We start from the raw sequence: 25,529 nt of genomic DNA on the forward strand, positions 1-25,529 counted from the left end.
GAGAAGCGAGCTTCCAAGCATTGGTTAAAGTACTTATGTAGTATACCACACTTAACTTTCAAAGACAACTATTTTTTGTAACATTGGAAATAGTTTTTAATATTTTCGCAGTCTTCAGTAATGCGTGCTTTCAACTCATCGATACTGGCAAACTTCTCTTCGCCGCGTACATATTTGTAAAAATAAACTGTGATCTCTCTACCATACAGATCGCCTCGAAAATCAAACAGGTTTACTTCTAAACGGGCATGCTCCACATCGCCGAAGGTAGGATTGTTACCGATGTTGGCCATACCGAAATACAGCTTATCATCGACCCTGACCCTGACCGCATAACCGCCTGTTGCAGGCACCGCAGTCTCACTGCGCTGCAGCTCGATATTAGCGGTAGGAAAGCCGATAGTTCTGCCGCGCTGTGCGCCATGGGTAACAATGCCTGTCAGCGAATAAACACGTCCCAGCATCTGGTTGGCATGCTCCACATGCCCTGCCTGAATCAGACTTCTGATACCTGTACTGCTGATGACGTTTTTACCACATTTTACCAAAGGCCTGATAATCACAGTAAAATGATCGTGCAGACCGGTACGCTGCAGGGTATCCGTTTTACCGCTGCCTAAAAAGCCATAGCTGAAATTTTCACCAACGACTAAACACCGGTAATTAAACACCGACAGTTTTTTCAAAAATTCATCCGGCGACAGTTCGGCCAGAGCCTGATCAAAAGGTACATTGACTAAAATATCAACGCCCCATTTTTCCAGGTATTTTATTTTTTGCTGCTGCGTAATGATCCGCACCGGCACTAAATCAGGCTTGATCAGGGATAAAGGGTGATTGCTGAATGTAAAAACGATCAGCTTCAATCCATGTTTTTCGGCATAAGAACGTGCCGTTTTAATAATATCCTGATGACCCAAATGCAGTCCGTCAAAGGTCCCCAACGCGATAACGCTGGGACTATATTCAGTTTTCACAGCTTCTAATGAAGTAATGATTTCCATATCTGCCTCAATCTAAAGCAATTCTGCACCTGCTTGAAATTGTTTTAATATTTTTTCAGCTTTAACAAGCTCGGATTCCGCACTGCCGATACCAAGAAAATCACCGGTAACCGTTTTCAGACGGTAAGTACCGTCAGTAATGCCGCGCACAGTGGTCTTAACGCCCTGCGTGATCCGCAGCGCCTGTTTATCTGTCAAAACCAGTTCCTGCAGATCCTGCACCGCCGTTTCGGCAGGCAGCAGATAAGCAGCCGGGGCAGCGGCAATTTCTTCCAGCGTTTTCGCCTCGGCCAAATAAAAATCACCGACCTGCTTACGCAGCAAAAAGCTCATTGTCCCGCACATTCCCAGTTCTGCAGCTATATCTTCCAACAAAGTCCTGATGTACGTGCCTTTGGAGCATACTATATCAAGCGTCAAAGAAGTATCAGTTTGATGAAGCAGCTCTAAAGCGTCAATAGTGATGCTCCGCGCTTCCCGTTCTACCTCGATGCCCTGTCTCGCCAGCTGATAAAGCTTTTGTCCGTCTTTTTTAATAGCAGAATACATCGGCGGGATCTGCTGCTGCTCACCGACAAATTTTTGCAGAGCTTCCCGGATTTCTGCTTCGGTAAGAGTACGGACTTCAGAAGCAGCAATGATCTTACCACTGTCGTCGCCCGTATCTGTCTTGATCCCGAACTGCAGCTCCGCCCGGTAATTCTTGCGCCCTTCGACAGCATATTCCAGCAGCCTGGTCGCTGTGCCGATAAAAACAGGCAGTACGCCCGCTGCGTCAGGATCAAGCGTGCCGCCGTGGCCGATTTTTTTAGTCTGCAAAGTCCGGCGCAGAAAGCCAACTACATCGTGAGAGGTCATGCCGCAGGGTTTCAGTACATTCAGTATCCCTGATGTCATTCCAGTTTTTCCTTCAACGCCTCTAGCAGCAGCTGCTGTGCTTCCGGCAAAGCCGCTTCGATAGTGCAGCCGGCCGCACGCAAATGACCACCGCCGCCGAAGGTAATGGCGATCGCCGAAACATCAAGGTTCCGGGACCGCATACTGACACGGGTGACAGCCTTTTCCACGGCTTTAAACATAATAGCTACTTCCACGCCTTCAATATAGCGCGGATACGAAATAAAGGTATCTGTATCGACGTCTTTGTCATACATTTCATTGCTGATAGAAATATAGGCGATCCGACCGTCGGCATCAAAGGTCAGAGTTTCCAAAACCTTTGTCAGCAGCTCAATATTGGAGCGCGGTTTGATCTCCATACTGTCGGAAATCTCGTTTGGCTTGACGCCCAGTTCCAACAGCGCTGCCGCGATCCGCATCGTTTTCGGCATCGTATTGGAATATTTAAAAGAACCGCAGTCCGTATACAGCGCCGTATAAATGCACGTCGCCATCTCCAGATCCAGTTCAACGCCTAAAGCGCCGACCAGTTCATACATAATTTCACCGGTAGCAGCCGCCATTGTATCCAGATACAGATAATCAGCATATTCAGTGTTAGAAATATGATGGTCGATATTGAGCATTTTCGGTGCCCTGACGCACTGGGCCACGTTACCGGCCCTGTCCAGAGAGCTGGCATCGATCACGACTAAAAGATCGGCGTCGATACGCTCATCATTTTGAAAACGGACGAAGCTTTCGATGCCTGGTAAAAACTTATAGACCTTGGATATTTCATCATCAACAGTCACAATAACGTCTTTACCAAGCTTCTGCAACGCTTTCATCAAACTCAAAGCAGAGCCCAGCGTATCACCGTCTGGGCTCACATGAGAACATAATACTATTTTTTTGGCAGCCTGCAGTAAAGCGGCTGTGTCCTGCAGGGAACAATGCTTACTCATGCAAGGGACCTTCCTCTTCTTTGATTTTTTTCAGTAATCCTTCGATATGGGCACTGTACTCCATCGAAGTATCCTTCACTAAAATCAAATTAGGGGCAAAGCGGAGACGTATCCGCTTTGCTATTTCCGTACGCATGAAGCCCAGCGCTTTGTTCAGGCCCTGCCAGGCAGCTTCATGGTCCTTTTCAGGACCATAAAGGCTGACATATACTTTAGCAATACTCATATCGTCAGTAAGCTCGACGCCGGTAATGGTCACAAACTGGATCCGCGGATCTTTGATGTCCATCAGCAGCATTTTACTGAGCTCCTGCTTGATTGCTTCCTGTACTTTTTCAACTCTTAATCTAGCCATAGTTCACCTATTCGACGGCGACTTCTTCCATAGTGAAGACTTCGAACACGTCGCCTTCTTTCAAATCACGGAATTTTTCCAGGGTAACGCCGCATTCATAACCAGCGGCGACTTCCTTAACGTCGTCTTTAAAACGGCGCAAAGTGTCGATTTCGTCTTCATTGATAACGATACCGTCTCTGACTACGCGTACCTTAGAAGTGTTAGTGATCTTGCCTTCCAGCACATAGCAGCCGGCGATCAGCATTTTGGAAATAGTGATCAGCTGACGAACCTCGACGCGCCCCTGGATAGTCTCCTGGAATTTCGGTGCCAGCATGCTTTTGATCGCTGCTTCAACATCGTTCAGCGCGTCATAGATAACGCGGTAAGTACGAACGTCTACCTTTTCTGCTTCCGCGGCTTTACGGGCGTTAGCATCAGGACGGACATTAAAGCCAATAATCAGGGCATTGGCAGCCGAGGCCAGCATAACGTCAGACTCGGTAATAGCGCCTACGCCTGCATGGACGACAACGACTTTGACTTCATCATTTTTAATATTCTGCAAAGAAGAGCGCAAAGCTTCGATAGTACCCTGAACGTCAGCTTTAACGACGATATTCAGGTCTTTGATCTCGCCCTCCTGGATACGTTGGAACAAGTCATCCAGAGAAACCTTGGAATTCTGCTGGATCTCTTCAATACGTTTTTTCGCAACACGTTTTTCAGCAACGCTGCGGGCAATTTTTTCGTCGGTCGAATCGAGGATGTCACCGGCCAGCGGTACATCGTTCAAGCCCAGAACCTCTACCGGAGTAGAAGGCAGTGCTTTTTTGACCTTTTCGCCACGGTCATTGACCATAGCACGTACCTTACCATAAGCAGTTCCGGCAATGATCGTATCACCGATCTGCAAAGTACCACGCTGAACTAAAACAGTAGCTACAGGGCCGCGGCCTTTATCAAGCTGTGCTTCAATGATCGTGCCGTGAGCCGGCAGGCTTGGGTTGGCTTTCAGATCCTGCATTTCCGCAACTAACAAAATCATTTCCAAAAGCTCGGGAATACCTGTTTTCTGATGTGCGGAAACCGGAACCATAATCGTATCGCCGCCCCAGTCTTCCGGGATCAGTTCATGCTCGGCAAGCTGCTGCTTGACGTGGTCCGGATTAGCTCCGGGACGATCCATTTTATTGATGGCAACGATAATAGGCACCTTGGCTGCTTTAGCATGGTTGATAGCTTCAAGTGTCTGCGGCATAACGCCGTCATCGGCAGCTACCACCAAAATAGCTACGTCAGTTACCTGAGCGCCGCGCGCACGCATAGCTGTAAAAGCTTCATGACCGGGAGTATCGAGGAAAACGATCTTTTTACCCTGATAATTGACCTGATAAGCGCCGATATGCTGCGTGATACCGCCAGCTTCACGTGCTGTAACGTTAGCCTTACGGATAGCGTCAAGCAAGGAAGTTTTACCGTGATCGACGTGACCCATAACGGTGATCACAGGCGGTCTCGGCAGGCGTTTCGCCGGATCATCTTCCACCTCGGGGATCTCAGTCGGGTCCTCTTCAGGCGGCAAAGCAGCAACTTCTACGTCAAACTCACTGCCGACCAGCAACGCCGTATCAAAATCAATATCCTGATTGATCGTAACGACTACGCCCAGCATAAACAACGATTTGATAACTTCGCTGACTTCGCGCTTCAATAAGGTTGCAAAGTCTTTGACATTGATAGTTTCACCTATCTCTACATAAGTAGGCTTCTGGACCTCCACTACAGGCTGCTGCACGCGCGGAGCATTATTGTTGCCCTGGCGTTTATTGCTGCGGCCCATATGGTTGTTGCTGCGGTTGGGACGGCTGTCCTTCGTAGCATAGGAACCCTTGATCTGCGGTTTGTCCTTGCGGGCATTTTTATTGAACGGCTTATTATTAGCACTGGTACCTGCCGGGCGGTTGGCATTAGACTGCGGACGCTGGCCGTTGCCGGTATTACCCTGCTGGGGACGAGTGTTATTGTTCATATTACCCTGTTGGGGACGCGTATTGCCCTGCTGAGGGCGGGTGCCGCCTTGCTGCGGACGGGCATTTGGGTTAGGCTGGCCAGGCTGCTGACCGCGAGGACCGATATAAATACCGCCCTGCGGACGCTGCTGCGGCCTGTTGCCCTGCTGGGGACGCTGTCCCTGCTGATTGCCGGGACGGTTCTGCTGGTTACTGCCCTGGTTAGGACGGTTTTGGTTAAAACGTTGTCCCTGCTGTTGGTTCTGAGCAGGTCGTTGTCCCTGCTGGGGACGCTGGCCCTGCTGATTATTAGGGCGGTTCTGCTGATTACTGCCCTGATTGGGACGATTCTGACCAGCAGTCTGGCCCTGTTGATGATTATTGATCGAGCGCTGGCCCTGCTGTTGATTCTGGACAGGGCGTTGTCCCTGCTGCTGATTGTTAGGGCGTTGTTGTCCCTGTTGTTGCTGCTGCGGACGTTGCGCAGTAGCGGCAGGTGCAGGCTGAGTTTTTGCCTGCTGGGGTACTGCTGCCGTCTGTTTTGCCGGCTCTTTTTTTACAGCGGGCTGGGGTGCCGGAGCCGCTTTTTTCTCAGGTGCGGACTTTTTGGCAGAGTTTTTAACTACCAAATCCCTGACCGTATCATCTACGGTACTTAACGTACTTTTTACCTGAATGTTATTTTTAGCTAAAATATCGATTACTTCCTGGTTTGTCTTACCAAGTTCTTTTGCTATCTCATATACTCTATGCTTACCCATTCATCCACCTCCAAGCGTATTTATGTCATAAATTTTTATTTATCATATTCGCAAAGCTGTTATCCAAAACAACTACTGCGGTTCTTTTTGCTTTGCCAATCGCCCAGCCCAGTTCATCTCTGGACAAACATTCAACTACCGGCGTTTCAGACATCTCTGCCATAAAATACATATCCTTTTTAGAATTTTCAGCAGCGTCTACAGCTACCACCAGTAATTTAGCTTTACCGCTTTTCAGCGCCGATCTGACGGCGTAATCTCCCGATGCCAGCTTACCGGCTTTCTGAGCCAGCCCTAAAGCAAAAGTCACGCCATTATTCGCCATCAGGCAGATCCTCCAGCAATTTAGCATAAACTTCGTCGCTGACAGGCTTTTCCAATGCCCGTTCCAGGCGTTTTTCCTTCACTGCTTTAGTGATACATTCTTTTGATTGGCAAACGTAAGCTCCACGCCCTGCTTTTTTCCCGGTCAGATCAAGGCTGATCTCACCTTCGGGAGAACGAACAATTCTCAGCAGCGCTTTTTTTTCTTTCATTTCATTGCAGCCCACACATTTACGTTGCGGGATTTTTTTAATCTTCGTCTGCTTCATAGGCTACACCAGCTTCTTGTGTTCCCTGTTCTGCTTCTTCGGCAGCCTGAGATTCACTTTTGATATCAATTTTCCAGCCTGTCAGCTTCGCTGCCAGACGTGCGTTTTGTCCTTCCTTACCAATAGCCAGAGACAATTGATAATCGGGAACAATAACCCGGCAGATTTTTTCCTCTTCCAGAACCTCGGTACTGACAACTTTCGCCGGCGACAAAGCGTTAGCTACATACTGGTCAGGCTCGGCACTGTATTTGACAATATCGATTTTCTCACCGCGCAGCTCATTGACGATCGTCTGAACGCGCATGCCTTTATGGCCCACACAGGCGCCGACCGGATCGATATTCTCGTCTTTAGTGTAAACAGATATTTTAGAACGCATACCCGGCTCACGTGCTACCGACTTGATTTCGACCAATCCGTCATGGATTTCCGGTACTTCAAGCTCAAACAGCCTTTTCAACAGGCCCGGATGTGTTCTGGAAACCATGATCTGCGGACCTTTGCTGGTCTTTTTCACTTCCACGATATAGGTTTTCATTCTGTCGTGATATTGGTAGATCTCGCCGGGGATCTGCTCGTTAGGAGTCAAAATAGCCTCGGCCTTACCTAAATCAATATAAACATTTTTATTTTCCATACGCTGAATGATACCGGTCACGATATCCTTTTCTCTGCTGGAAAATTTTTCAAAGACCATACCTCGTTCAGCTTCGCGGATACGCTGCACTACGACCTGTTTGGCATTTTGTGCCGCAATACGTCCAAAGTTGCGCGGAGTAACTTCAGTTTCCACGATGTCGTCAACTTCATAACGAGGGTCTATTTTGCGTGCTTCCTCCAAAGAAATCTCATTGGGATCATCACCGACCTCTTCTACGATATGACGCTGCGCATATACATGAAGTTCTCCTGTTTCCTTGTTCATATCTACGCGGACATTCTGGTTAGAACCAAAATTTTTCTTATAAGCTGTTACAAGAGCTTCTTCGACCGCCTGGAACAGGAGCTCCGGATCGATCCCCTTTTCTCTTCCCAATTCCCCTATTGCCAGAATAAAATCTGCATTCACGTTTCTTAATCCTCCTATACTCTAAAATCCTTAAAAATCGATATGCGGTCTGATCATCGCGATAAGCTTGCGGTCAATACTGACAGGATTCTTAGCTTCTTTCCCTTTAATGATCGTTTTTACCGCGATCGTCTCATCACTGTGACTTACTAAGATCCCAACCAGGTCTTTCAGTCCTTCCCACGGAGCAAAAAAGGAAATATCTACTTTAGTGCCATAAGCAGCAGTAAAATCCTTGTCCTTTTTCAACGGCCGGTCGCTGCCGGGAGATGAAACTTCCAGGTAATATTTCTCTTTGATCGGGTCTTTTTCATCTAAAACCGTCGTCAGCTTTTCGCTGACTAATTGACAGTCATCGATTTCAACTCCACCAGGTTTATCAATGTAGATACGCAGATACCAGTCTTTCTCACGCACATATTCCACATCTACCAAAGTCAGATCAGTATCTTCTAAAAGCGGCGTTACAAGATCAGCAATTAAAGCTTCCAGGGCTTCTTTCTGCACAATACTCACCTCCGGTCTGTATTTAGCTCAAATAAGCGGAAAGAGCGGGTATAGCACCCACTCTCTCAAAAGAAGTCATAAATTTTCTGCTTATATTATACCACCCTGTAAAATTAATTACAAGTTATTTTGTTTACTTTCCTACAATATATGTGCAAAATTGAAGCTTGGCTCAAATCACACTACAAATTCAGCCTTTCAAAAAAACAAATTTCTCTGCTGTTGATTTATCTTCTTGATAGCGGTAACCCAGGCGGTCAAAATTTTTCACGGTTTCGATCTGCAGAACATTATGCTCAGCACACCAGCGCACCATTTCGCCGCGGGCCATTTTAGCCTCGGTAGCTTTGACCTTGATCTTCCCCTCCTGCCGCATACCAAAAACACAGGTTACATATTCGACCTCCGGCTTCAAATACTTTTCAACTGCTTTACTGTATTCTTTCGAAGCCAGATTGAGGATACTTTTATCATTTTGCGTAAGCTCAAGATAAAGCCTGTTTCCCCAAAAATCGTACAGATTTTTATAACCGCCCGCCTGAAGCTTTGCCTGCATCTCCAAACGATAAGGAACAACGCCGTCCATAGCTTTTAAAATACCGTAAAAGCCAGATAAGATATTTAAATGTTCTGCGACATAGTCAAGCTGCGCATTTTCAAAAACACGCGGCGCCATATATTGATATTGAATACCATCATAGGCCAGCACTGCCGGCGTCAGGTTATCCTGCAGCCGCATGGATTGCAGACGTTTATAATTTAAAGCTGCGATCTCATCGTTGCATTGCCACAGCCTTTTAAGCTCATCATACTGCATTTGCTTCAGTGCCGACAGCAAAATTTCCGTGTCTTTTAAAAAGCGCGGTTCAGTAGCAGGTGCCAGATCGTCATTATCGATACGCATTTTTTTAGCCGGGGAAATAATTATCTGCATCGTGATCCTCCCGCAATAATTTATCAAAAAGCGCGTTCTCTTTTACAAGAACGCGCTACACCGCTTAACCTTTCAGATAAGCTAAGATCTCTTCCGCATTGGTATCAGGATTAGCGTTAGGATATGCCTTTTCGATCATACCCTTTTCATCAACAATATAAGTCGTTCTGACTACGCCCATCGATACCTTGCCATACAATTTCTTTTCCTGCCATACGTCATAAGCTTCGATCGCCTGACGTTCCGGGTCCGCTAAAAGAATAAACGGCAGCTCCTGCTTGGCAGCAAAATTAGCATGAGATTTTACGCTGTCTTTACTGATACCGATAACCTCGATGCCCAATTTTTTATACTCGCCGTAATTATTGCGGAAAGAGCAGGCCTGACGTGTACAGCCTGGAGTAGCATCCTTCGGATAAAAATAAATAACTACTTTCTTCCCTGAAAAATCCTTCAGGCTCACACTGTTGCCATCTTTGTCCTGCAACGTGAATTCCGGTGCTTTTACACCTGCTTCCAACATAATAATCGCCTCCTGATGTCAGAATAGATCTATCTGATCTGTTTCGGGCAGATCTCCCAAGGCTCCGTGTTCGGCTAATTTTTCAACTACCGCTTTACCAACCTTGGCCCTCACCCGCAGATCTTCCTGTGAAATAAACGGATGACCGCTTTCTCTGGCTTCGCTGATGCTTTGAGCAGCGGTAACGCCAATACCTCCCAAAGCTGCAAGCGGCGGCCGCAAACCTTTTTCGGTAACGGTAAACCGTGTCGGATGGGATTTGTACAAATCGATACGTTCCATTTCAAAACCGCGAGCCAGCATTTCAATGACCAATTCCAGATAAGTTACCGTATCCTTATCCCTGTTGCTGGCCTTATAGCCCTGCGCATAAACGTCTTTGATATAACGTTTCATGTAATCAACGCCTTTGACGACATGGTCCATATCAAAATCCGGTGCGCGTACAGTAAAGTATGCCGCATAAAACTCGCGCGGATAATGTACTTTGCAGTAGGCGATACGGTAAGCCATCATAACATAAGCTACGGCATGTGCTTTCGGGAAAAGATACTGGACCTTATTACAGGACTCAATATACCATTCCGGTACCTTCGCCGCCCGCATTGCTTCCAGCATCGGCGCTTCCAGTCCGCCTTTAGCAGCTTTGCCTTTACGAACATATTCCATGATCTTAAAAGACATACTGGGATCGACGCCTTTAGCGATCAGATTCGTCATAATATCATCACGAGTCGAGATCGTTTCTTCACTGGGCTTACCTTCACGGATAAGATCCTGTGCATTGTTCAACCACACATCAGTACCATGCGAGTAGCCGGATACCCTGACTACCTGACTGAAATTCTTCGGCTGTACATCCTGGATCATCTGCCGCACAAACTGTGTGCCGCATTCAGGGATACCATAGGTACCAACGGCACTGCCTATCTGCTCCGGCGTTACGCCAAAAGCTTCGGTCGAACGAAAGATCGACATGGTTTTTTCGTCGCCGACGGGTATCTGCTGCGGCGGAATATTTGTCAATTCCTCCAGCATTTTGATAACCGTCGGATCGTCGTGACCAAGTATATCAAGCTTGACCAGACGGTCATTGATCGAATGATAATCAAAATGAGTAGTTACTGTTTCCGAATCTTTTTCATCGGCTGGCCTGTTCATCGGCGAAATGTAGTGAATATCCATATTACGCGGCACGACCATGATGCCGCCGGGATGCTGACCTGTTGTACGTTTAATGCCGGCAAACCCTTCTACAAGGCCTGCTACGTGCGCTGAATGTACATGCAGATTTTTAGCCTCATAATATTTTTTAACATAACCAAAAGCCGTTTTAATGGCAATCGTAGAAATCGTACCGGCGCGGCAAACATTATCGCGTCCGAAAAGTTCTTCCGTATATTTATGTGCCGTCGGCTGATAGTCACCGGAAAAGTTCAGATCAATATCAGGTACCTTATCACCATGAAAACCCATAAATACGGCAAACGGGATATCGTGACCATCACGGATCATTTCCGTACCGCACTCCGGGCAGGCTTTAAAGGGCAGGTCAAAACCTGACGCAACCTCTTCTTTCATAAAAAACTCGCTGTGTTTACATTTGGGACAGCGGTAATGCGGCTTCAAAGGATTAACTTCTGTAATATCGATCATCGTCGCAACAAAAGAGGACCCGACCGAACCACGGGAACCAACCAGATAACCGTCATCCAAGGATTTTCTTACAAGCTTATGCGCAATATAATAGAGAACCGAAAAACCATGATTGATAATGGAATCCAATTCCATTTTCAGCCTGTCGCTGACTACCTGCGGCAGATTTTCGCCATACCATTCGTGCGCGCGCTGATAGGACATTTCCTTGATCGCTTTTTCAGCGCCTGGGATAAACGGTGAATACAGCTGATCACGATCAGGCACAGGTTTGATTTTCTCCACCATTTCGGCAATCTTGTTAGGATTGGTCACACACAGTTCGTAAGCAATTTCTTTGCCAAAATACTCAAATTCCTTCAGCATTTCTTCCGTTGTTCTAAAGTACAGCGGTGCCTGCTGATCTGCATCAGAATAATTTTGCCCGGCCTGCAGAATAGCCCGCAGCTGCGCGTCCTCAGGATGCAGAAAATGTACGTCACAGGTAGCAACCGTCAGCTTGCCCATTTTTTTGCCAAGTTCATAAATCTTCCGGTTATACTCCTGCAGCTGTTTGACACTGCAGCGCTCCTGTCTGACCAAAAACATATTGTTGCCGGTCGGCTGGATCTCCAGATAATCATAAAAAGCAGCGATCTTTTCCAATTCTTCGTCAGGACGGCCTGCCAGAATAGCCCGGTACAGCTCACCTGCTTCGCAGGCTGAGCCTAAGATCAGGCCTTCACGATATTCTTCGATAACCTCACGCGGCAGCATCGGCCGTTTATGCAGATAACGCAAATGGCTGATCGTCACCAGTTTGTAGAGATTACGCAGCCCTGTTTCATTTTTAGCCAAAATAATGATATGGTTATTTTTTACCTTTTTGACCCGGCTTTTCTTGATCGTATCAGTCGGCTCTAAGTCAATGTCATGGCCATCGTCATTCATCAAATAGCCTTCCATGCCAAAAATCAGCTTGATGTCCGCTTTTTCAGCGACATCAAAACAGAAAGGGAAGGCCTGCACGACACCGTGATCTGTGATCGCCAGTGCCTTGTGGCCCCATTTGATCGCAGTCTCCACCAATTCTTCCATTGGCGTTACGCCGTCCATTTTACTCATTTTCGTATGGCAATGCAGCTCGACACGTTTAACTTCGGCATTATCCATCCGCTCTTTTTTGGGAATGACCATGATTCCCTGAGGACTGATAACCATTTCATCAAACAAAAACCTGTCCGGAGCGACATTACCCATAATACGCAGCTGCATGCCCGGTTTGATTTTCTTTTTAAACTGCAGGCACTCTTCCAGATTCTCAAAGCGGATCCTGACGTAAAGCCCGCTGCTTTCATCGCTTAAATTGAAAGTGAGCATCACATTACCGGTACGTAATACCCGCTCAATAAAGGCGGTCAGCTTTCCGTCCTTATCGATGCTTTTGACAAAGGTTCCTTCTACGACTACCCGGTTCTCTTCTTCGACGATATCGATCATCGGTCTTGGTTTACCTTTAAAGGCTTTGCCGAAAATCAGGCCATCGGCTTTTTTATTGCCGCCATAGAGAAGATTATAAGCCTTTTCATAGGCATCGTCTTTGCGTTCTGCTTCACAAGGCGGTACTGCTTCAAAAGCAGTCGCCTCTCCTATTTCAACTGCTTCAGGTTCTTCCGGTGGCAGCGGGATATCTTCCTGCATCGGCTCTTCCTGCGCAGCCTTATGTTCTTCAGCAATTTTATTTTCTGTTTCAACCGCTTCCGTCTTAACTTCAGCTTCCAGTATGTTTATCTGCTGCAGCTCAACCTTTGCCAAATTAAAAGCAGCGGTAAGCTTATCTGCTACCGCTGCAAGTAAAGTTTCTGTCACGGGAGCAACTGCTTTATATTCTATCTGCCATACGGCAGCCTCGATATCCATAAAGATTTTCTCCGGCTGGATCAAACGAGCACGCAATAATTCTGCTTCCGTTAAGGACTGCTCGGCTAAAAAAGCAAAAAACTTATTTTTATCGGGAACAATACAATATTTCGCCTTCATGCTTGCGTCCTTTCTTGCCAATCAACCAACATTCTCTAAAGTGATGATACCTTCGATACTTTGCAGACCGCGAATAATATCGATATCATCTCGTTCCTTACTTATTTTAAGATACAGCTCTAAAACGACCTCATTTTTTCTGGAGTTGTTTTTTACGTTTAAAGTTCGTACCTTCACACCGTTTTCAGTCAGATACGCTGTAATATTCGTTATGATACCAGGCTCATTTTCCGCAACGATACGGATAAAACGGCGTGCATTTCTGCTGCTGCCGGCAAAACGTTTTTCCCAGCTGTGAAAAGTGACTAAAGTTACCATCATTACAGCTGTGGAACCAATACTTAAAATATACATTCCGGCGCCTGCCGCCAACCCGATTGCCGAGATCATCCACAGGCTGGCAGCTGTGGTCAGGCCGCGTACGGTAACGCCCTCGTGCATGATCGTTCCCGCACCCAGAAAACCGATACCGCTGACTACCTGCGCCGCTATACGGGAAGAATCGCGGTTGCGCGGGAATTCTTCCCCATGCAGGTCATAATAATCATAGCCATACATGGAAACCAGCATGAATAACGCCGCACCGGCACAAACTAAAATATGCGTCCTAAAACCAGCCGGCCTGTCACCGCTGCCGCGTTCGATGCCGACGATTCCGCCTAAAACAGCAGCCAATAATAGACGCATAAGCATTTCCCAATCATGAGAACCCATTTATCGGCACCTCCCTACTGTCCGTTTAAGTACTTATTTTGTAAACGCAAGTTCTGCAATAATATTTTTGATGTCCTGGATATAATCGCCGTCCAGCGGTAAATATCTGATCTCACCAGTTTTCCTGATTTTTACTTCCAGCTTACCTTCGGTCAGGGTTTTCGGCCCGATGACAACGCGCAGCGGATAGCCGATCAGGTCGGCATCTTTAAATTTAACACCAGGGCGCTCGTTACGGTCGTCGATAACTGTTTCCAGTCCTACTTTTTTCAGCTGCATATAAATCTCTTCCGCTTTAGCGGCAGAGGCTTCGTCCTTAGTATTAACAGGTACGACCAGCACATGATACGGAGCAATTTCTATCGGCCAGATAATGCCGTTCTCATCATAATTCTGCTCGATAGCAGCCGCCATCGTTCTGCTGACGCCAACACCATAGCAGCCCATGACCATTGGCTGTTCTTTGCCATTTTCATCAAGATAGGTCGCTTTCAAAGCCGAGCTGTATTTGGTAAACAGTTTAAAGACCTGACCAACTTCAATGCCGCGGGCCTTGCTCACTTCGCCGCCGCAATGCGGGCATGGGTCACCTTCCTGGATCAGACGGATATCTGCTACATGGGTAGGCGTGAAATCACGTCCCGGATTGACATTGATAAAATGATAGCCTTCTTTATTAGCTCCACAACAAACATTATGCATTTTCATAACGGTAGCGTCAACTATCACCATAACTTTTTTATTATCAATACCGACAGGGCCCATATAACCGCCGACAGTACCTGCCTCAGCCAACTGCTCCTCTGTTGCCATTTCCAGATCGATAACGCCGCAGGTATTGATCACTTTGATTTCGTTGACCTCATGGTCACCACGTACAAAACAAAGGATCAGGCCTTTTTCACTGTTATAAGCAACTGCTTTAACCGAATGATCAACAGGCAGTTTCAAATAAGCGCAGACATCGGCAATAGTTTTGCAGTCCGGAGTTACTACCTCTTCTTTGTCCAGCAGTGCTTCTTCTGCCGCTTCCAGCGGGAACAGCTCTGCTTTTTCAACATTGGCAGCATAATTGCAGCTGTTGCAGAAAACGATCTCCGCTTCACCGCTGTCAGCAATTACCATAAATTCATGGGAACCACTGCCGCCGATAGCTCCGGAATCAGCTTCAACAGGGCGGAAATTCAGCCCGCAACGGGTAAAGATATTGGTGTAAGCATCATACATATCCTGATAGGACTTATCAAGGCCAGCTTCGTCACGGTCAAAGGAATAAGCGTCTTTCATAATGAATTCACGACCGCGCATCAAACCAAAACGGGGACGGCGTTCATCACGATATTTATTCTGGATCTGGTAAACACTCAGCGGCAGCTGGCGATAAGAGCGCACGTCGCCGCGAATCAAAGTAGTTACCATTTCTTCATGTGTAGGTCCAAGACAGAAGCAGCGATTATGACGATCCTGCAATCTGAACATTTCCGCACCATATACGTCCCAACGTCCGCTTTCCTGCCAGATCTCGGCCGGCTGTACGATCGGCATCAAAAGCTCCTGCGAGCCTTTGGCATCCATTTCCTCGCGTACTATTCTTTCTATTTTTTTCAATACACGCCAGGCAAGCGGCAGATAAGTATAAATACCTCCGGCAGCCTTACGCATAAAACCAGCACGCAGCATCAATTGGTGACTAACAACCTCCGCCTCTGCAGGTACCTCACGCAAAGTAGGAGCATACAGTTTGGAAACTCGCATTATTTCATCTTCCTCTCAACCAAAATTTTCTTGATTTCATCAAACAGCTCGTCAACGATTTTATCCTCGCTGACTTTTTTTATGATCTCGCCCTTACGGAACAGCAGGCCTTCGCCAATACCGCCGGCAATACCAATGTCGGCTTCCCGGGCTTCACCCGGTCCGTTGACCACGCAGCCCATAACTGCGACCGTGATCGGCTCTGCTATTTCGTCTAAACGGCGTTCGACCTCTAAAGCAAGCTTCTCCAGATTGATTCTGGTCCTGCCGCAGGTCGGGCAGGAAATCAAAGTTGGGCCATATTCTCTAAGTCCCAGCGCTTTTAAAATATTGTAGGCGACCTTCACTTCATTAACAGGATCACCAGTGAGCGAAACACGGATCGTATCGCCGATCCCCTCCGCCAGCAGCGTACCTATGCCGACTGCCGATTTGATGATACCTGAATTGACAGTGCCGGCCTCAGTGATCCCCACATGCAGCGGATAATCACATTGAGCAGCCAAAAGTCTGTAAGCCGCAATCGTTAACGGTACGTCATGTGCTTTTAAAGAAATCTTGATATTACGGTAATCCAGCTCTTCTAAAATACGGATATGCCGCCAGGCCGCTTCTACCAATGCTTCTGCTGTTGGATGCCCATATTTTTCCAATAAATCCTTTGGCAGAGAACCAGCATTAACACCGATGCGGATAGGTATATTTTTCACTCTGGCTGCAGCAACTACCGCTTCCACCTTTTCCCTGCCGCCGATATTGCCAGGATTTAAACGCAGTCCGTTGACACCTGCTTCTATAGCCGCCAAAGCAAGTTTGTAATCAAAATGAATATCAGCTATTACCGGGATCGGACTTTGGGCAGTTATTTCCCGCAAAGCCTGCGCTGCGGCCATATCAGGCACCGCGCAACGAATAATATCACAACCGGCTGCCGCCAGCTCCCTGATCTGTTTCAAGGTAGCAGCAGCGTCATCTGTGCGCGTATTCGTCATCGACTGTACTAAAACAGGAGCATCGCCGCCAATAAATACCGATCCTAACTGTAATTGTCTGGTTATTCTGCGCTTCATAAAGACACCTCTTTATTCTATCGGCTGATGTCGTTAAACACCGCCAAAACAGTAATGCTGAGAATGATCGCCACACCCACCATCTGAATGGCATTGGTCGCACGTGCGCCTAAAGGCTTGCCGCGTACCGCTTCCAAGAGCAGCAAAACAAAATGCCCGCCGTCCAAAGCCGGTAATGGCAATAAATTGATCACACCTAAATTGATACTCAGAAACGCAATAAAATTGAGGAGCGGCAGCATACCCTGATGCGCCATCTCGCCTGCCATCTTCGCCACGCCGATAGGTCCGGCAACATCGGCAGGAGCAGCCCCGGTAATGATTTTCTGTAAGCCATCAATCATTGCAAAAATAATATGCTTGGTATAACCGGCACCCATAGCAGCAGCTTCCGCTACGCCGGGCTGATAATGCTCGTATTTGGGCGATATACCGATCAACGGCCTGCCGTACTGCGCGTCATAAGCCGGCACCATTTGATAGTTTTTCACTTCACCCTGATGCTCTGCTGTAACCGTGATCTCTTTATCTGGATACTTCTGCAAAGTAACAACCAGATCATTCCAGGTAACGATCTTCTCACCATTGATGGAAATGATCCTGTCACCAACCTGCAGCCCGGCTTTTGCCGCCGCTTTATCTGCCATGATCGTACCTAAAACAGGCTGATCGACCGGTTTTTGAATACCGTTGATCATAAAAATACTGAAAAATAAAATTACCGGCAGCAGAAAATTCATCAGTGAACCTGCCAAAATGACCAGCATTCTGGCGGGAATGGATTTTGATTTGAACGAATCCTCAGTAGCAGGCTCATCCGGGTCCATCCCGGCTATTTTATTATATCCGCCTAAAGGGATGATCCTTAAGCTATATAAGGTTTCCCCAACTTTTTTCTGAAAAATGTTAGGCCCGAAACCAATGGCAAACTCGTCCACGCGCATGCCTGTCATCTTCGCCGTAATAAAGTGGCCAAATTCATGTACGGTGATCAAAACACCAAAAACAAAAATAGCCGCTAAAATAGTTGTCATGTCCGAGTTCCCCCTCTCATTACAAGTTTTGTAAGATTTCTCTGGTCAGCCTGCGAGTTTCAGCATCTGTCTGCTCGATATCCTCAATAGCAGGCTGCAATATATTCTGATGTCCGGCAACGATTTTTTCGATAGTCAGCGGAATATCAAGATATTTTATCTTATTATCTAAAAATGCGTACACAGCTTCTTCATTAGCAGCATTGAAAGCACAGGGCAAGGTACCGCCGGCTTTGCCGCATTCGATCGCCAGCTTCAGTGCCGGGAAGGCTTCCAGGTCAGGCGCTTCAAACGTCAGCTGCCCCGCTTTAACCAGATCCAGCTGCCCGAAAGCATTAGCAAAACGCTCGGGATAAGAAAAAGCGTACTGGATCGGCAGCCGCATATCAGGCAGCCCCAGCTGCGCCAAAACCGAACCATCCTGATATTCCACCAGAGAATGGATCACACTTTGCGGATGCACCACCACATCGATTTTTTCATAAGGCATAGCAAAAAGCCAATGCGCCTCGATCACTTCCAACCCTTTATTAGCAAGAGTAGAAGAATCAACTGTTATTTTTCTGCCCATACTCCAGTTAGGATGTTTCAGGCACTGTTCTAAGGTCACATCTGCAAGCTCGGCTTTGCTTCTGCCGCGAAAAGGTCCGCCCGAAGCAGTGATCAGTAAACGTTTGACTTCCTGATGTTTACCGCCTGCCAAAGCCTGGAAAATAGCGCTGTGCTCACTGTCGACCGGCAATAAACTGACCTTATGCCTGGCTACAGCATCCATAACGATACTGCCAGCAGCAACCAGCGTTTCCTTATTAGCCAAAGCAATGTTTTTGCCATATTCAATAGCGGCCAGTGTAGGACGCAGGCCTGCATAACCAACCATTGAAGCTAAAACAGTATCGACTTCGCTGAAAGTAGCAGCTTCCAGCAGACCAGCTTCGCCAGCCAGGATTTTCGTCTTGCCGGTATAGCGTTTTTTCAGTCTCGCTGCAGCAGCTTCATCCGACAACGCCGCAATATCAGGCTGAAAAAGATTGATCTGCTCTTCTAATAAAACATCACTTGTATGCGCGGCCAGCGCTCTGATTTTTATTTTATCAGGATTGGCAGCCGCAACCTCTAACGTCTGTTTACCAATGGACCCGGTACTGCCAAGCACAGAAATGTTTTTCATTTTCAAGCCTCCGAATCATATAATCAATGTGTTCTAGTCAGTAAAACCGAAAACACCAAAACATAATAACCAAGCGGTATAGCAAACAGCAAGCTGTCACAGCGGTCTAAAACTCCGCCATGTCCCGGAAAGATCTTACCTGAATCTTTAACGCCAAAAGAACGCTTCAAAATAGACTCTACCAAATCCCCCAGCGGTGCAAAAACAGCTACACATAAGCCTAAAGCAGCCGCCTGTAATACGGCCATATCCAACACCTGCACTCCCAGATAAACCATTACGGCCAGACAGCCGATAAATCCGGCCACGGCGCCTTCTACAGATTTATTAGGGCTGACATTGGGGCATAATTTGCGTTTGCCGACCGCACAGCCGACAAAATAGGCAAAAGTATCACTGGCCCAGGTTCCAAGCATGATCAGCCAGAAAAAACATTCGCCGCCTTCTAAAACAAACGACCCCAGAACTACCGGTTTAAAAGGCAGCTGCCGCAGCAGGCCAAAGTGGAAAAACAGGATGCCGATATACAAAACCGCCATCACCGATAAACCTACGTTCTCGACCAAGTTGCCCTTGCAGTGCTTATGTAAGCCCTCCAGCAAAATGGCAATGATCGTTACGACCAAAAAGAGCGGCAGTGAATACAAGGTATAAATAGAATCATCCAGATACATCAAACTGCCTACCAGCACCAAAGTCATGATACCGGAGGAAAAATAAAAAACATTATAGCCTTTGTTCTTAGCCATATTATAAAATTCCAGCCAGCCGATAGCCGCCAGCACAAATACTGCGGCATTAAAAAGCATACCGCCGCTGTGCAGCAGCCAGACTACTATCGGAATACCTACCAACCCTGTCAAAATACGAGTCAACATATCTTTGCACCTGCTTAATTTATTTTGTCACCAACCCGCCGAAACGGCGTTCGCGCCCCTGATATTCCCTGATCGCCTGCAAAAACATCTCAGGAGTAAAAGCAGGCCAATATGCATCCGTAGTCCAAATTTCCGCATAGGCAATTTGCCACAGCATAAAATTACTGATACGGTTGTCTCCGCCCGGTCTGATCAAAAGGTCAGGCGCCGGCAGCCCTGCCGTATAGAGATAATTTTCAAAAGTTCCTGCCTGTATATCTTCTACCTTCAGCAGGCCTTTTTCTGTATCTGCCGCAATACGCTGTATTGCCTGCAGGATTTCAGCCTGACCGCCGTAGTTTATTGCCAAGTTTAAAATAATACCGGTATTGTTTTTAGTTGCTGCTACAGCATGATCCATTTTCTGTTTTACAACTTCCGGTAAACCCTCACGCGAGCCCATAAAACGAACCTGAACATTGTTTTGATTAAATTCTTCGATCTCACTGGTCAGATAACGGCTTAACAGCTCCATAATGAAACTGACCTCTGTAACAGGCCGTTTCCAGTTTTCTGTTGAAAAAGCATAAGCACTGATAACTTTAACGCCGATCTTATCGGCAGTTTTGACAATAGTTTTTAAGGTTTCAGCTCCAGCCTGGTGTCCAAAGGTCCGCACTTTTCCCTGCGCTTTGGCCCAGCGGCCGTTACCGTCCATAATAATTGCTATATGCTGCGGCACGTTGTCTAAATCGATGCCGTCAATATCGATATTTACGTCGGGGTTTGTATTCTTCTTGATTTTGAACAAGCTGTTAAACACAAGCACACCAACCCTTCCCTGGGATAAATAAAACTGACAGACCCCCTCTGAGAGGGGGCCTTGCAGTCCTAAAAACTTAAAATCAAGGTTGTTTAATAGCACCTACAGGGCAAACACCAGCGCAAGCGCCGCATTCAACACACTCTTCACCGATTTCATATTTACCGTCAGCTTCTTTGATAGCACCTACGGGGCAGGTAGAAGCGCAGGAACCGCAACCGATACATTCTTCTCTATTGATTGACAATGCCATTCTCCAGCACCTCCTTTCTGTATCTTTTTACTGTTACAAGAGCTACTTTATTGTCAGACAGCAAACTCTGCCTAACTACATATTCAACAGCTATCTTCTCCGCCATAACTTCGTTTTGCCGGCGCGGCGGCTGCGTAACTGCAACCGTATATCCGATCCCGGCAGCTTCCAGTCTGGCAATAGCTTCTGCCAAAGGCAGCGCCAACACATCAGGTATCAGCATCAGATCTCCATAACTTCTTTCTCTTTATTGGCCATGATAGTGTCGATTTCCTTGATGATCTTATCCGTCATCTTCTGAATATCTTCAGTACCTTTTTTAGCTTCATCCTCAGTGATCTCTTTGGCTTTTTCAGCTTTTTTCACAGCATCGTTAGCGTCACGTCGCAGGTTACGTATGACAACACGTGCATCTTCAGATTTTTTATGCACAGTTTTGACGATCTCCTTACGGCGCTCTTCCGTCAGCTGAGGCAGATTTAAACGGATCACAGAACCATCGCTGTTAGGGTTCAGGCCCAAGTCAGATTTCATGATCGCTCTTTCAATATCTTTCAGAAGATTTTTCTCCCAGGGCTGAATGATGATCATTCGCGGTTCCGGGACCGTAACGCTTGCCACCTGGTTGACAGGTGTCGGCGTGCCGTAGTAATCCACCATAACCTTTTCCAGCAAGGCCGGAGTAGCACGTCCCGCACGAACGGAAGCAAGATCGACGCGCAATACGTCAGTAGTTTTGTGCATTTTACCTTCTGCTAATTCAATAATTTCTTTTACTGTTGCCATGATTATTTCCCTCCCACCAGGGTACCGATCTCTTCGCCTAAGGCAGCACGCAAAATGTTACCCGGTTTATCAATATTAAATACTACGATAGGAATTTTATTATCCATGCACAGGCTGATCGCCGTAGAATCCATTACGCTCAATTTCCTTTGAATAACTTCAAGATAATCAAGCTTCTCAAACATTACCGCATCTTTATTTTTAGCCGGATCGCAATCATAAACACCGTTAACGCCCTTTTTAGCCATTAAAATCGCATCGGCTTCCACCTCAGCCGCTCTCAAAGCAGCCGTGGTATCTGTTGAAAAGTAAGGATTACCTGTACCAGCGGCAAAAATAACTACACGCTCTTTTTCCATATGACGTATCGCACGTCTGCGAATATACGTTTCCGCGATCTGCCGCATCTCGATCGCTGTCTGTACACGGGTCGGAACTCCTAAAGTTTCCAAAGCATCCTGCAGCGCCAAAGAATTGATAACTGTAGCCAGCATCCCCATATAATCTGCAGTAGCGCGGTCCATACCTTTCGAGCTTCCCGATAAGCCACGCCAGATGTTGCCACCGCCGTTGACAATAGCGACTTCTAAACCACATTCCGTAACATCTTTGATTTGTGAAGCAATGGATTCAACTGTTTCCGGGTCAATACCAAACCCTTTATCACCTGCTAAAGCTTCACCGCTCAATTTTAAAATGACACGCTTGTACTTTGATTTCTCCGCCACTTCCACGACCTCCTATTTTCTGCAACTCTATATCCTATTTCATATTCTACATTGTACCAATATTTCCTCTTTTTTACCTTGAGTTTTTTGTGAATTACAGCCATTCGGGCAAAAAATAAGAGAACACCGAAGTGTTCTCTTATGCGGTTTCTCATTATTTTACAAAAGACATAACTTCTTCTGCAAAGTTTTCTTCTTTTTTCTCAATGCCTTCGCCCAATTGATAACGGGAGAAACGGCGGATAGAGATGTTCTCACCGATTTTTGCAATGGATTCGGTGATCAGATCAGAAATAGTTTTATCGGGATCTTTAACGAAAGGCTGTTCCATCAGGCATACTTCTTTGTAGTATTTTTCGATACGGCCTGCAACCATTTTTTCAATGATTTTTTCAGGTTTGCCTTCGTTGCGAGCCTGTTCAGCCAAAACAGCCTGTTCATGCTCAAGCTCAGCAGTAGGAACTTCTTCGCGTTTGAGGTAAGACGGATTGGTTGCAGCAATGTGCATAGCAATGTCTTTTACCAATTCTTTGAAAGCATCAGTTTTAGCAACAAAGTCAGTTTCGCAGTTGACTTCTACCAAAACGCCGATACGTCCGCCGCCATGGATATAAGCTTCAACTAAACCTTCAGCAGCTACACGGCCAGCTTTTTTAGCGGCAGCAGCCAGGCCTTTTTCACGCAGGAAGTCGATCGCTTTTTCAAGATCGCCATCGGTTGCGCTCAAAGCTTTTTTGCAGTCCATCATACCTGCGCCAGTACGTTCGCGCAGTTCTTTTACTAATGCAGCAGTAATTTCAGCCATTTATTCGTCCTCCAGTATTTGATTATTATTCAGCGTCTTCAGCAGCAACTTCTTCAGCTGCGGCAGCTTCTTCCATCTGCATACCCTGACGGCCTTCCAAAACAGCGTCAGCCATTTTGGCAGTCAGAAGTTTTACAGCGCGGATAGCGTCATCGTTAGCCGGGATCACATGATCGATAACGTCAGGATCGCAGTTGGTGTCAACAGTAGCAACGATAGGAATGTTCAGTTTGCGTGCTTCGAGCACAGCAATATTTTCTTTGCGGGGGTCAACAATAAAGAGCGCGCCCGGCAATTTTTTCATGTCTTTGATACCGCCAAGATATTTGTTCAGTTTTTCCATCTCATGACGGAGACCAAGCACTTCTTTTTTAGTCAGTACGTCGAAAGTTCCGTCAGCTTCCATAGCTTCCAGTTTACGCAGACGGCTGATACGGGTCTGGATAGTTTTGAAGTTAGTCAGCATACCGCCCAGCCAACGTTCGTTGACATAGAACATGTTGCAGCGTAAAGCTTCTTCACGCATAGCTTCCTGAGCCTGTTTTTTAGTGCCTACGAACAAAATGTTTTCGCCGCGGGCAGCAACATCGCGCAGGAAATTGTAGCATTCTTCAACTTTTTTAACGGTTTTTTGCAGGTCGATGATGTAGATGCCGTTTCTTTCAGTGAAAATGTACGGAGCCATCTTAGGGTTCCAGCGACGGGTTTGGTGACCGAAATGAACACCAGCTTCAAGTAATTGTTTCATGGAAATAATAGCCATTTTTATTTGCCTCCTGTTTTTTCCTCCGCAGAAATCGTCTCTAACCCTCACCGCAAGCGGACAGCGGGCGATCATTCTGCGTGTGTATTTTTACACCGTGTGATATTATATCATAGTTACGCCCTCTGCACAAGTTTTTCTTAATAAATAACTGCAAAACCTGTTTAATCCTTTACACTTAACATGTATACAAAATATTTTAACAATTAAACTTGCAAGCGATATGCAGATGTGTTAGATTGAGTTTGTTTATTATTAGTATTATATATGAAAGGTGGAATGACTTCCATGAGCTTCAACATCGACAAAATGATCTCCCCCTTTATTAAAGCCCTTCCGCCGTCCGGATTGGCAAAATTTCTGGAAATCACAGCCAACAACCCTGACATTGTGCCGCTCAGCGTCGGCGAGCCTGATTTCGATATTCCGGATAAAGTGCGCGAAGCCTGCATCGACAGCCTGAAAGCAGGTAAAAGCAACTACACCTCTACTCTGGGAATGCTGGAGCTGCGCGAAGCGATCGCCGCTGATACCCTCAAAAATTACGGCGTGCAATATGACCCTAAAACTGAAATCATGGTCACTGTAGGCGTCAGCGAAGCCTTAGACGTCGTTATCCGCACGATCATGGTGCCGGGCGGCGAGATCATTATTCCTGAACCATGCTACGTTGCCAATAAAGCCTGCATCATTTTAGCAGGCGGCAAACCAGTGCCAGTAGAAACAAAATTAGAAAACGGCTTCGTACCAGCTATAACAGACCTGGAAAAAGCTGTGACCGATAAAACCCGCGCTATCCTGCTGGGTTATCCCAACAACCCTACCGGCGCTATCATGAGTAAAGAACAGATCAAAGCCATTGGTGACTGGGCCGTAAAACATGACCTTATGATCATTTCCGACGAACTTTATGCCCACCTAACTTACGGCGGCAAAAAGCACACCATGTTTACTGCTTTCCCTGAATTTAAAGACCGTACCGTGGTTTTAAACGGTTTCTCCAAAGCATATGCCATGACCGGACTGCGTCTCGGTTACTTTACCGCTCCGGCCGCATTCGTCCAGGCAGCAAACCTGCTCCATCAAAATGTAGTCCTCTGCGCCAATATCACGGCCCAATATGGTGCGATCGCCGCACTTAAATACTGCGAAAAAGATATGCAGGCTATGGTCACCGAATACGAAAAACGCCGCCAGATCATGATTGACGGCTTTAAAGAGATCGGCCTGCCCCTCTATGAACCAGAAGGAGCCTTCTACGTGTTCCCCTGCATTCAACAGACCGGACTTACAAGTATGGGATTTGTGGAAAAACTGCTTGCTGAAGAAGAAGTACTTGTTATTCCCGGCAGCTCCTTCGGCGCCAGCGGAGAAGGCTTTATCCGCTGCTCCTATGCCTACAGCGAGGACAATCTGCGGGAAGCACTGAAACGTATCGCCAGATTTATCAAAAAATATACTAAATAAGTATGTAAAAGTAAAGCGGACCGCCTTTAAAGGCAGTC

26 protein-coding genes are annotated in these 25,529 nt (G+C 46.7%); 1 reads left to right on the forward strand and 25 read right to left on the reverse strand.

The window, feature by feature from the left end; genetic code table 11:
* Positions 1–68: 68 nt before the first annotated feature.
* From Q4G98_RS01340 to rpsB, 25 genes are all read right to left on the reverse strand, one after another.
* A complete protein-coding gene (locus tag Q4G98_RS01340) occupies positions 69–1,004 on the reverse strand; it encodes a bifunctional riboflavin kinase/FAD synthetase (RefSeq protein ID WP_298564911.1) in 936 nt (311 codons plus the stop codon).
* 12 nt (positions 1,005–1,016) lie between these two features.
* Entirely contained in the window at positions 1,017–1,901 is an 885-nt protein-coding gene (truB, locus tag Q4G98_RS01345) for a tRNA pseudouridine(55) synthase TruB (RefSeq protein ID WP_298564909.1), read from the reverse strand.
* Entirely contained in the window at positions 1,898–2,851 is a 954-nt protein-coding gene (locus Q4G98_RS01350; protein ID WP_298564907.1) for a bifunctional oligoribonuclease/PAP phosphatase NrnA, read from the reverse strand. Before Q4G98_RS01350 ends, truB begins: the two co-directional genes overlap by 4 nt.
* Positions 2,844–3,206, reverse strand: a complete 363-nt coding sequence (rbfA, locus tag Q4G98_RS01355; protein ID WP_177561295.1) for a 30S ribosome-binding factor RbfA — start codon at positions 3,204–3,206, stop codon at positions 2,844–2,846. Before rbfA ends, Q4G98_RS01350 begins: the two co-directional genes overlap by 8 nt.
* A 7-nt stretch (positions 3,207–3,213) precedes the next feature.
* Complete coding sequence (infB, locus tag Q4G98_RS01360; RefSeq protein ID WP_301961807.1) at positions 3,214–5,961, reverse strand: translation initiation factor IF-2; 2,748 nt, start codon at positions 5,959–5,961, stop codon at positions 3,214–3,216.
* Positions 5,962–5,986: 25 nt separating this feature from the next.
* Entirely contained in the window at positions 5,987–6,286 is a 300-nt protein-coding gene (locus Q4G98_RS01365) for a ribosomal L7Ae/L30e/S12e/Gadd45 family protein (protein ID WP_293661423.1), read from the reverse strand.
* On the reverse strand, positions 6,276–6,554 hold the full coding sequence (locus tag Q4G98_RS01370) for a YlxR family protein (protein ID WP_177561298.1): 279 nt from the start codon (positions 6,552–6,554) through the stop codon (positions 6,276–6,278). The genes Q4G98_RS01365 and Q4G98_RS01370 overlap by 11 nt, the downstream gene beginning before the upstream one ends.
* Entirely contained in the window at positions 6,535–7,626 is a 1,092-nt protein-coding gene (gene nusA, locus Q4G98_RS01375) for a transcription termination factor NusA (RefSeq protein ID WP_298564903.1), read from the reverse strand. Before nusA ends, Q4G98_RS01370 begins: the two co-directional genes overlap by 20 nt.
* A gap of 30 nt (positions 7,627–7,656) precedes the next feature.
* Entirely contained in the window at positions 7,657–8,133 is a 477-nt protein-coding gene (gene rimP, locus Q4G98_RS01380) for a ribosome maturation factor RimP (protein WP_298564901.1), read from the reverse strand.
* Between the two features lie 190 nt (positions 8,134–8,323).
* Complete coding sequence (gene yaaA / locus Q4G98_RS01385; RefSeq protein ID WP_298564899.1) at positions 8,324–9,067, reverse strand: peroxide stress protein YaaA; 744 nt, start codon at positions 9,065–9,067, stop codon at positions 8,324–8,326.
* A gap of 64 nt (positions 9,068–9,131) precedes the next feature.
* Positions 9,132–9,590 (reverse strand): thioredoxin-dependent thiol peroxidase, encoded by a 459-nt coding sequence (gene bcp, locus Q4G98_RS01390; protein WP_177561302.1) that lies wholly within the window; start codon positions 9,588–9,590, stop codon positions 9,132–9,134.
* 18 nt (positions 9,591–9,608) lie between these two features.
* Entirely contained in the window at positions 9,609–13,265 is a 3,657-nt protein-coding gene (locus tag Q4G98_RS01395; protein WP_298564897.1) for a PolC-type DNA polymerase III, read from the reverse strand.
* Positions 13,266–13,286: 21 nt separating this feature from the next.
* Complete coding sequence (locus Q4G98_RS01400; protein WP_177561304.1) at positions 13,287–13,979, reverse strand: MgtC/SapB family protein; 693 nt, start codon at positions 13,977–13,979, stop codon at positions 13,287–13,289.
* Between the two features lie 33 nt (positions 13,980–14,012).
* Positions 14,013–15,734: a proline--tRNA ligase gene (locus Q4G98_RS01405; protein ID WP_293661432.1), complete on the reverse strand. Its 1,722-nt coding sequence runs from the start codon at positions 15,732–15,734 to the stop codon at positions 14,013–14,015.
* Positions 15,734–16,804, reverse strand: a complete 1,071-nt coding sequence (gene ispG / locus Q4G98_RS01410) for a flavodoxin-dependent (E)-4-hydroxy-3-methylbut-2-enyl-diphosphate synthase (protein WP_298564894.1) — start codon at positions 16,802–16,804, stop codon at positions 15,734–15,736. Before ispG ends, Q4G98_RS01405 begins: the two co-directional genes overlap by 1 nt.
* 17 nt (positions 16,805–16,821) lie before the next feature.
* Positions 16,822–17,838 (reverse strand): RIP metalloprotease RseP, encoded by a 1,017-nt coding sequence (gene rseP / locus Q4G98_RS01415; protein ID WP_298564891.1) that lies wholly within the window; start codon positions 17,836–17,838, stop codon positions 16,822–16,824.
* 19 nt (positions 17,839–17,857) lie between these two features.
* The gene (locus Q4G98_RS01420; protein WP_298564889.1) at positions 17,858–19,009 is read right to left on the reverse strand and encodes a 1-deoxy-D-xylulose-5-phosphate reductoisomerase; all 1,152 of its coding nucleotides are present in this window, start codon (positions 19,007–19,009) and stop codon (positions 17,858–17,860) included.
* Positions 19,010–19,032: 23 nt separating this feature from the next.
* Positions 19,033–19,887, reverse strand: coding sequence for a phosphatidate cytidylyltransferase (locus Q4G98_RS01425; RefSeq protein WP_298564886.1), 855 nt, complete (start codon positions 19,885–19,887; stop codon positions 19,033–19,035).
* A 19-nt stretch (positions 19,888–19,906) separates the two neighbouring features.
* Complete coding sequence (locus Q4G98_RS01430) at positions 19,907–20,668, reverse strand: isoprenyl transferase (protein ID WP_366917008.1); 762 nt, start codon at positions 20,666–20,668, stop codon at positions 19,907–19,909.
* A gap of 103 nt (positions 20,669–20,771) precedes the next feature.
* Positions 20,772–20,942 carry a 4Fe-4S binding protein gene (locus Q4G98_RS01435; protein WP_177561311.1) on the reverse strand — a complete coding sequence of 57 codons (171 nt, stop codon included), beginning with the start codon at positions 20,940–20,942 and terminating at the stop codon, positions 20,772–20,774.
* A complete protein-coding gene (locus tag Q4G98_RS01440) occupies positions 20,923–21,165 on the reverse strand; it encodes a hypothetical protein (protein WP_293661442.1) in 243 nt (80 codons plus the stop codon). Before Q4G98_RS01440 ends, Q4G98_RS01435 begins: the two co-directional genes overlap by 20 nt.
* Positions 21,165–21,728, reverse strand: coding sequence for a ribosome recycling factor (gene frr, locus Q4G98_RS01445; protein ID WP_293661444.1), 564 nt, complete (start codon positions 21,726–21,728; stop codon positions 21,165–21,167). The genes Q4G98_RS01440 and frr overlap by 1 nt, the downstream gene beginning before the upstream one ends.
* A gap of 2 nt (positions 21,729–21,730) precedes the next feature.
* On the reverse strand, positions 21,731–22,456 hold the full coding sequence (gene pyrH, locus Q4G98_RS01450; protein WP_298564877.1) for a UMP kinase: 726 nt from the start codon (positions 22,454–22,456) through the stop codon (positions 21,731–21,733).
* A gap of 154 nt (positions 22,457–22,610) precedes the next feature.
* The gene (gene tsf / locus Q4G98_RS01455) at positions 22,611–23,261 is read right to left on the reverse strand and encodes a translation elongation factor Ts (RefSeq protein ID WP_177561315.1); all 651 of its coding nucleotides are present in this window, start codon (positions 23,259–23,261) and stop codon (positions 22,611–22,613) included.
* Positions 23,262–23,286: 25 nt separating this feature from the next.
* Positions 23,287–24,024 (reverse strand): 30S ribosomal protein S2, encoded by a 738-nt coding sequence (rpsB, locus tag Q4G98_RS01460; protein ID WP_177561316.1) that lies wholly within the window; start codon positions 24,022–24,024, stop codon positions 23,287–23,289.
* Between the two features lie 288 nt (positions 24,025–24,312).
* Here rpsB and Q4G98_RS01465 point away from each other — a divergent pair, with 288 nt between their 5' ends.
* On the forward strand, positions 24,313–25,491 hold the full coding sequence (locus Q4G98_RS01465; RefSeq protein WP_298564871.1) for a pyridoxal phosphate-dependent aminotransferase: 1,179 nt from the start codon (positions 24,313–24,315) through the stop codon (positions 25,489–25,491).
* Positions 25,492–25,529: the final 38 nt, after the last annotated feature.

Source organism: uncultured Phascolarctobacterium sp. (genome assembly GCF_958349595.1).
GTDB lineage: Bacteria > Bacillota > Negativicutes > Acidaminococcales > Acidaminococcaceae > Phascolarctobacterium.